This is a genomic window from Kitasatospora sp. NPDC057198 (assembly GCF_042670125.1).
GTDB lineage: Bacteria > Actinomycetota > Actinomycetes > Streptomycetales > Streptomycetaceae > Kitasatospora.
Genome location: NZ_JBHUWH010000392.1, coordinates 1 through 7454, shown reverse-complemented (window position 1 = coordinate 7454; position 7454 = coordinate 1). Strand labels below are relative to the sequence as shown.

Here is a 7454-nt window from a genome sequence, read left to right as displayed (position 1 = left end):
GCTCTGCACGGCGGGCTCGACGGTCCGGAGCGAGGCGGGGCCCGGCCGGCGCCGGCCCTCGGGCCACTGGGCGGTGTGCACCGGGAGCGGCGCGCTGTCCACCCGCCGCGGCTCCGCCGGAGTTCCGGCCGCGGCCGGTGACCGCGCTACGGTGTAGCCGGTCGACGGGTGGACGAAGGGAGCGGGCGGATGGAACCGACACTCGGCGTGGTGGTGCTGACCATGGGCGACCGGCCGGCCGAACTCGCCGCGCTGCTGGCCTCGGTGGCCGCCCAGGAGGGCGCGGACCGCGGGGTGCGGACGGTGCTGATCGGGCAGGGGGCACCGCTGCCGCCGCAGCCCGACTGGGTGGACGTGACCGCACTGCCGGAGAACCTGGGCATCCCCGGCGGGCGCAACGCGGGCATCGAGCGGCTGCGCGAACTCGGCGGCACCGACGTGCTGGTGGTGCTGGACGACGACGGGCTGCTGCCGCGCACCGACACCTTCCGGCTGGTGCGCGAGGCGTTCGCCGCCGACCCGGGCCTCGGCGTCCTGGCGTTCCGGATCGCCGACGAGACCGGGTTCACCCAGCGCCGGCACGTGCCCCGGCTGGGCAACGCCGACCCGATGCGCTCCGGCCCGGTCACCACCTTCCTCGGCGGGGGCCACGCCATCCGGATGTCGGTGATCGACCAAGTGGGCCTGTTCCCGGCCGAGTTCTTCTACGCCCACGAGGAGACCGACTTCGCCTGGCGCGCCCTGGACGCCGGCTGGCGCATCGACTACCGCGCCGACCTGCTGCTCCAGCACCCCCGCACCGACCCAGCCCGGCACGCCACCTACTACCGCCGCACCGCCCGCAACCGCGTCTGGCTGGTCAAGCGCCACCTGCCCGCCCCGCTCGTCCCGCTCCACCTCGCCGCCTGGACGGCCATCACCGTGCTGCGCCGCCCGCCCCGCGAGGCCCTGCGCGCCTGGACCGCCGGCTTCGCCGAGGGCGTACGCACCCCCTGCCCGCCCCGCCGCCCGATGCGCTGGCGCACCGTCGCCCGGATGACCAGGCTGGGGCGGCCGCCGGTGCTGTGACCGGAGCCCGGGCGGCCGCGCCGACCGGGCTCGCCGGTTCACTCGGCGGGGGCGCCCTCCAGGGCGGTCCGGGGCCTTCCCAGCAGTGCCTCGCGTTCGGCTTCCGGGATCGCCATGGACTCGGCGAGGACGGCGGCCAGCGCGTCCACCGGGGTGTTGTCACCGTCGGAGCGGAAGACCCAGCGGATGCTCTCGTCCCGGGTGATCAGGTCGATCGCCGGCCGCTCCTTCGCGTCCCCCGTGGTCGCCGCCCTGACGTAGCGCACCAGGTCCAGCGGGATGACCTGCCGGATCTCGCCCTGTTCGAGGAACGCGCCCGCCCGGGCGGTCACGATGCGCCGGTCCGTGACGGCGACCAGTGTCCGCACGGTGCTCCGGTCCATCGCCGCCGCCAGCTTCTCCTTCGCCCCGCCGAGGATCGCCGAGATCGGGCCCAGGGCGTCCAGTTGGTCGGGCAGGGCGAGCGCCCGGAGCGTCTCGCCGCTCTCCAGGACCCAGCGCAGCAGGCGCAGGTGGGGGTCGAGGTCCGCTGCCCCGGGCGCGCAGAGCACCTCCGGGGCCTCCAGGGCCGGGGGTGTCGGGCGCAGGGCGTCCGTGAGCGGCTCGACCGCTTCCAGGAGCCGGGCGGAGGTCTGCCGCACCGCCCTGGCGTCCTTGCGCCGGCCCGGCAGCGACAGCCCGTCCGGCTCGGGGAGTTCGGCGAGGATCCGCAGCTCCCTGGTCAGCGCGTCGAGCAGGCCCGTCGCCCCGGCGAGCGCCGAGTCCAGCTCGGCCCGGGTGTCGCGGACGACGACCTCGGCGTACCGCGCCTCGTGGGGGTCCTCGCGCCCGGCCTCGCTCGCCCGGCCGGCGCGCAGTGCCTGGTATCCGGTCCACGCTTTCACGGCGGACAGCAGGGCGTTGGCGTCGAAGGCGATCGCCTCGGCGTTCGTCCGCAGGTGGTCGCGGCGCCGGGCACCGGGCCGGTCGAGCTCCCTGACGTGGGCCCGGACGTTGCTCCGGTACAGGACGAGCTGCTTGTCCAGCAGCGCCTCACTGCCCGCGAGGCTCCCCCACAGGGACTTCGGGACCGCCCCGATCTCCCGCGCCTGTTCGATCGCCCGCTCGACGGTGGTGACCAGGCCGGTCAGTTCGGACCACTGGTCGTGGCGGATGGCGGTGAGCACCTGGGTGGTCAACGCGATGTTGGTCCTGACCAGGCCGGTGATCTCGTTCAGTTGCATCTGCAGGGCGATCGAGGACAGCACCGGCCCGAGGGTCGCCAGGTTCTGCAGCGCGCCCGCCGTGCCTGCCACGCCCGCCGTGCCTGCCGCGCCCGCCGAGCCCAGGGGGATGAACCGGGCCTGCGCGACGATCCCGCTGCCGTTGAGCACCGTGCCGAGGTTCGCCCCGTCCTTGACGGCGAGCGTCCCGCCGGCCTTCAGCAGGGCCAGCGTCGCGTCGCTCAACCGGTAGAGGCCCTGCGCCGCGGGCAGGGCCTTCCCGAACGCGCCCGCCGCCGTCGCCGCGCCGCCCGCCGAGGCGAGGGCGGTGGTGAGCAGCGCCCGGTCGGCGGTCGACACCAGTCCGAAGTCGACCAGGCCCGGGGCGAGTTCGACCGGGAGGTCGCCGAAGACCACGGCGATGCCCGGCAGCACCTCCGCGAGCACCGCCGAGACGGGTGCCGCGTCCCGCGCCGGGTCGGCGTCGCCGCTCCCTGCGGGCTCGGCGGTTCCGGTCGGGTCCGCAGGGTCGTGCATGCGTTGTCCTCCCGCAGGGCGCCGACGGCCGGGCGCGGTCGGCGTTCACCCCGGCAGTCTAGGACCCGGCGGCTCGCCCCCCGAGGGGTGCTCGGCCCGGGTGGCGGAGGTACCGGGGGTCGGCCGGGCCGCGTTCGAGGCGGTTCTCGTCCAGGCCGTTGACGATCCGCAGGCGGTCGCCGCCGGTGAAGGCGAACTCGATCGCGACGGTGCCCGCCGCCGTGTCCCGGGGGTCGGTGGGGCGCCACTCCAGCAGGGCGGTCGCGTGCAGTTCGCGGCCGACCAGGTCGTCGAGCAGCTCGTGCCGGCGGGACCAGACGGGGGTGTGCTCGGACCACTCCCAGCCGGTGACCGGCGCCGAGGTGTCGATGGTGTCCCAGCCGATCGAGAGCTCGTCCAGTTTCCAGTGGCACGGTTCGACCTGCCGCCCGTCGAACTCCAGCACCACCGGGCAGTCGGCGAACCACTCGTCGTCCTCGGCGAAGCGCACCACGGCGAAGCCGGTCAACCGGCGGCCCGCCAGCTGCGCCAGCCGGGCGCCGTGGGCCGCCCGCACCGCGTCGAGGCCGACCAGCGGTGCCCGGTCGAAGCCCTTGATCCCCATGTCGTCCACGGGCCCGATTCTGCCGGAGGGGTGCCGGGTGGGGGTGCGGGCCGGGTCTTCCGGCGCCGGCGGTCGCCCACCCGGGGATGCCCGAGTACCGGGAGTTCCTCGACCCGGCGGACCGCTGCGCGCGGTCCGCCACCGGCTGTTCGACCCGTGAGACGCCGGGGCGGGCGGGAATGAACGGTGCGGCGGGGGTGCTCGGGGGCTTCATGGATCTCTCTCTGCCTCCGGTCGCGCCCGTCCCCTCGCCGTACGGCGGCCTCTCCCGCCACGGTGTCAGCTACGCGCTGCGCACCGGTTTCCGCCCGCTGCTGCTGGACCTGCACGTGCCGGCCGGGGAGGGGCCGTTCCCGGTGGTGGTGTGGCTGCACGGCGGGGCGTTCCGGGAGGGCGACCGGCGGTACCTGCCGAGCACGATGCGGCCGGGTTCGGTGTTCGAGGCGCTGGTGGCGGCGGGCTTCGCGGTCGCGACGGTGGACTACCGGCTCTCCGGCGAGGCGCTGTACCCGGCCCAGTTGGACGACGTGACGGCCGCGCTGCGCTACCTGCGGGAGTACGCCGGGGAGTTGGGGGTGGACGCGGACCGGCTCGGGGTGTGGGGCGAGTCCGCGGGCGGGACGCTGGCCGCGCTCGCGGCGCTGACCACCGACGCGGTCTCGGCGGCCGTCTGCTGGTACCCGCCCACCGACCTGGCCGCCCTGGGCCACCACGGGCCGGACTCCCCGGTCACCCAACTGCTGGGCGGCTGCTCGTCCGTGCTCGTCGCGGAGGCGAACGGGGCCAGCCCCGTCTCGCACGTCACCGCCGCCGCGCCGCCGTTCCTGCTGGTGCACGGCGTGCGGGACGACCTGGTGCCGCTGTCCCAGTCGGAGGCGCTGCACGAGCGGCTGCTGGCGGCGGGCGGCCGTTCCGTCCTGGTGCCGGTGGAGGGGGCGGGGCACTGCTTCGGCGAGTACCCGGACGTACCGGGTCTGATCGCCGACGCGGTGGCGTTCCTGACCGCCGAGCTCACTACCGCTGCCGGAGAGGAGAGTTGACGGTCCGTCAGGTGGTGTGCCGCCACTGGCGGGCGATCAGCCAGAGCAGGTAGCCGCCGCCGACCACGCCGGTGAGGATGCCCACCGGCAACTGGGTGGGGGCGAGCAGGCGTTGGGCGGCGAGGTCGGAGAGGGCCAGCAGGAGGGCGCCGAGCAGGGCGGAGCCTGGCAGGTTGGGGCCGGTGGCGCGGGTGAGCCGGCGGACGGCCTGCGGGGCGATCAGCGCGACGAAGGGGACGGGTCCGGCGGCGGCGGTCGCGGCGGCGGTGAGGGCCACGCCGGTGAGCACCAGCCGCAGTTGGACCGCCTCGGTGCGCACGCCGAGCGCGGCGGCGGTCTCGTCGCCGAGTTCGAGCATCCGCAGCGGGCGGCCGAGCAGCAGCGCGGCGGGGAGCAGCACCAGCAGGGCCAGCGCCATCGGCGTGCAGTGCTCCCAGCCGCGGGCGTTGAGGCTGCCGGTGAGCCAGACGGCGGCGCTCTGCGCGTCGCTGAACGAGGCGCGGGCGATCAGGTAGGCGTTCAGCGAGGCGAGCAGCGAGGAGACGCCGATGCCGACCAGGACCAGCCGGTGGCTCCGGGTGCCGCCGCGCCGGGCCAGCAGGTAGACCAGCAGCGAGGTGAGCAGCCCGCCGGCCACCGCGCCGCCCGCGACGGCGGCCGCGCCGCCGCCGATCAGCAGGATGACGGTGAGCGCGCCGCTGGCGGAGCCGACGGTGAAGCCGATGACGTCGGGGCTGCCGAGCGGGTTGCGGGCGAGGGTCTGGAACAGCGCCCCGGCGAGGCCGAGCGCCGCGCCGACCAGCAGCGCGGTGAGCAGCCGGGGCAGCCGGACCTCCATGACGATGTAGCGGTCGGCACGCCGTCCGCCGCCGTCGAGGATGTCGAGGACGTCCTGGACGGGCAGCGGGTAGTCGCCGGCGGTGAGCGTCCAGGCGGCGGTGCCGAGCAGGGCGAGCAGCAGCAGGCCGGTGACCAGGGCGGCGCGCGGGTGCCAGCGCAGCGAGCGGCCGCCGGGCAGCGGCAGGGCCCGGATCGGGAGCCGGATCCGGGCGGGGGCGGGGGCGGTGTTCACAGGCGGGCGATCCTCCGGCCGCGCACCAGCGCGATGAAGAGCGGGGCGCCGAGGAAGGCGGTGACCACGCCGACCTGGAGTTCAGCGGGGCGCAGCAGCAGCCGGCCGAGGATGTCGGAGGCGAGCAGCAGGACGGGGGCGAGGGCGGCGGAGAGCAGCATGATCCAGCGCTGGTCGGGGCCGCACAGGCGGCGGGCGAGGTGCGGGACGGCGAGGCCGACGAAGGCGATCGGGCCGACGGCGGCGGTGGCGGCCCCGCACAGCAGGGTGATGGCGAGCAGGCTGAGGACGCGGGTGCGGCCGGGGTGGGCGCCGAGGGCGCGGCCGGTGTCGTCGCCGAGGGCGAGCGCGTTGAGCGGGCGGCCGAGCAGCAGGGCGAGGGCGCCGCCGGCCAGCAGGAACGGCAGGACCTGGCCGACGGCGGCGGCGTCGACGCCCGCGAAGGTGCCGATCTGCCAGTAGCGGAAGCGGTTGAGGGTGAGCGGGTCGAGCAGGACCAGGCCGTTGACGAAGGCGGTGAGCACGGCGGTGACGGCGGTGCCGGCCAGGGCGAGCCGGGCAGGGGTGGCGGGGCCGCGGCCGCTGCCGCCGAGGAGTTGCACGACGGACGCGGCGACGGCGGCGCCGAGCAGGGCGAACCAGACGAAGGCGTGGAAGGTCCGCAGGTCGAACAGGGCGGTGCCGGCGGCGACGGCGGCCGCGGCGCCGCCGTTGACGCCGAGCAGTCCGGGGTCGGCGAGCGGGTTGCGGGTGAGGGCCTGCATCATCGCGCCGGAGACGCCGAGGGCGGCGCCGACGGTGATGCCGAGCAGGGTGCGCGGGAGGCGCGAGTGGTGGACGGCGATCCAGTCCTCGCCGGTGGGGTCGCGGTGCAGCAGGACGTGCAGCACCTGCCCGGGGGCGATGGCGCGGGCGCCGACGCCGAGCGAGAGGACGGCGAGGGCGGCGAGCAGGGCGAGGGCGCCGAGCAGCCAGGCGGTGCGGCGGGTGTTGGTGGCGGCGGCGCGGCGGGCGGGTGCGGGGGGCGGCGGCGGCCCGGCGGCGGCCGGGCGGGCCGGGGCGTGCGTGCTCATGAGTGCGGGGTGTGCTCGTCCTCGTGGTGGTCGTGGTTGGCGGTGCCGCGCTTCCAGTAGCCGTCCACGTCGACCTGGTCGCGGGTCAGGCCGCGTTCGGTGCGCAGGTGGCGGCGGATCGGGCGGAGGGTGTGGGCCTCGCCGGCGATCCAGGCGAAGCCCAGGCCGGGGGGCAGTTCGGCGGCGCGGACGGCGCGTTCGAGGTGGTCGGTGGTGCCGGGGGCGGCGGTGCCGCGGTGCAGCCAGACCAGGGTGGCGTCGGCGGCGGTGGGGAGGTGCTGCTCGTCGGCCGGTCCGGCGACCTCGGCGAAGGCGAGCACCCGGACGCCGGCGGGCAGCGCCTCCAGCCAGCGGGCGAGCGCGGGCAGCGCGGTCTCGTCGGCGCCGAGCAGGTACCAGTCGTGGACGAGGTCGATCTCCTCGGAGCCGCGCGGCCCGAACACGCCGAGCTTCATGCCGGGTTCGGCGGCGGCGGCCCAGCCGGAGCCGACGCCGCCGTCGTGCAGGACCATGTCGATGTCGAGTTCGCGGGCCTCGCGCCGGTAGTGGCGGATCGTGTAGTCGCGGGTGATGGGCTCCTCGGGGGCGTCCATCCAGGTGTCGTTCTCGACCACGGGTTCGGTCGGGAGGGCGCGGCCGGGTGCGGCGAAGCAGAGTTTGACGTGGTCGGTGGGGGCCTGTTCGCAGAAGCCCTCCAGGGCGTCACCGGCGAAGGTGACCCTGACCGTGCCGGGGGTGATCCGCCGGACCTGCTTGACGTCCAGCAGGCGGTACTTGAGCGGGTGGCGGACGATCCGCATGCGCGGCGGCGCCGGCGGGGTGGTGGTCATCGGTCAGCCCATTCGATCGGTGGTGGCC

At 76.1% G+C, this 7454-nt stretch carries 7 protein-coding genes; 2 read left to right on the top strand and 5 right to left on the bottom strand.

Annotation, left to right across the window (positions count from 1 at the left end; translation table 11 throughout):
* Positions 1 to 189: 189 nt before the first annotated feature.
* Entirely contained in the window at positions 190 to 1068 is an 879-nt protein-coding gene (locus ACFUEL_RS31075; protein ID WP_380240124.1) for a glycosyltransferase family 2 protein, read from the top strand.
* 38 nt (positions 1069 to 1106) lie between these two features.
* On the opposite strand, the gene ACFUEL_RS31070 is transcribed toward ACFUEL_RS31075, so the two are convergent.
* Both ACFUEL_RS31070 and ACFUEL_RS31065 read right to left on the bottom strand, forming a co-directional pair.
* Positions 1107 to 2807, bottom strand: coding sequence for a hypothetical protein (locus tag ACFUEL_RS31070; protein ID WP_380240123.1), 1701 nt, complete (start codon positions 2805 to 2807; stop codon positions 1107 to 1109).
* A gap of 58 nt (positions 2808 to 2865) precedes the next feature.
* Positions 2866 to 3411, bottom strand: a complete 546-nt coding sequence (locus ACFUEL_RS31065; RefSeq protein ID WP_380240125.1) for a hypothetical protein — start codon at positions 3409 to 3411, stop codon at positions 2866 to 2868.
* 212 nt (positions 3412 to 3623) lie between these two features.
* On the opposite strand from ACFUEL_RS31065, the gene ACFUEL_RS31060 reads away from it, so the two are divergent.
* The gene (locus ACFUEL_RS31060; protein ID WP_380240122.1) at positions 3624 to 4451 is read left to right on the top strand and encodes an alpha/beta hydrolase fold domain-containing protein; all 828 of its coding nucleotides are present in this window, start codon (positions 3624 to 3626) and stop codon (positions 4449 to 4451) included.
* Between the two features lie 7 nt (positions 4452 to 4458).
* Here the strand turns inward: ACFUEL_RS31060 and ACFUEL_RS31055 are convergent, their stop codons facing one another.
* From ACFUEL_RS31055 to ACFUEL_RS31045, 3 genes are read right to left on the bottom strand one after another with little or no spacing between them, the layout of a single operon-like run.
* The gene (locus tag ACFUEL_RS31055; protein ID WP_380240121.1) at positions 4459 to 5523 is read right to left on the bottom strand and encodes a FecCD family ABC transporter permease; all 1065 of its coding nucleotides are present in this window, start codon (positions 5521 to 5523) and stop codon (positions 4459 to 4461) included.
* Positions 5520 to 6596, bottom strand: coding sequence for a FecCD family ABC transporter permease (locus tag ACFUEL_RS31050; protein WP_380240120.1), 1077 nt, complete (start codon positions 6594 to 6596; stop codon positions 5520 to 5522). Before ACFUEL_RS31050 ends, ACFUEL_RS31055 begins: the two co-directional genes overlap by 4 nt.
* A complete protein-coding gene (locus ACFUEL_RS31045; RefSeq protein ID WP_380240119.1) occupies positions 6593 to 7426 on the bottom strand; it encodes a siderophore-interacting protein in 834 nt (277 codons plus the stop codon). Before ACFUEL_RS31045 ends, ACFUEL_RS31050 begins: the two co-directional genes overlap by 4 nt.
* Positions 7427 to 7454: the final 28 nt, after the last annotated feature.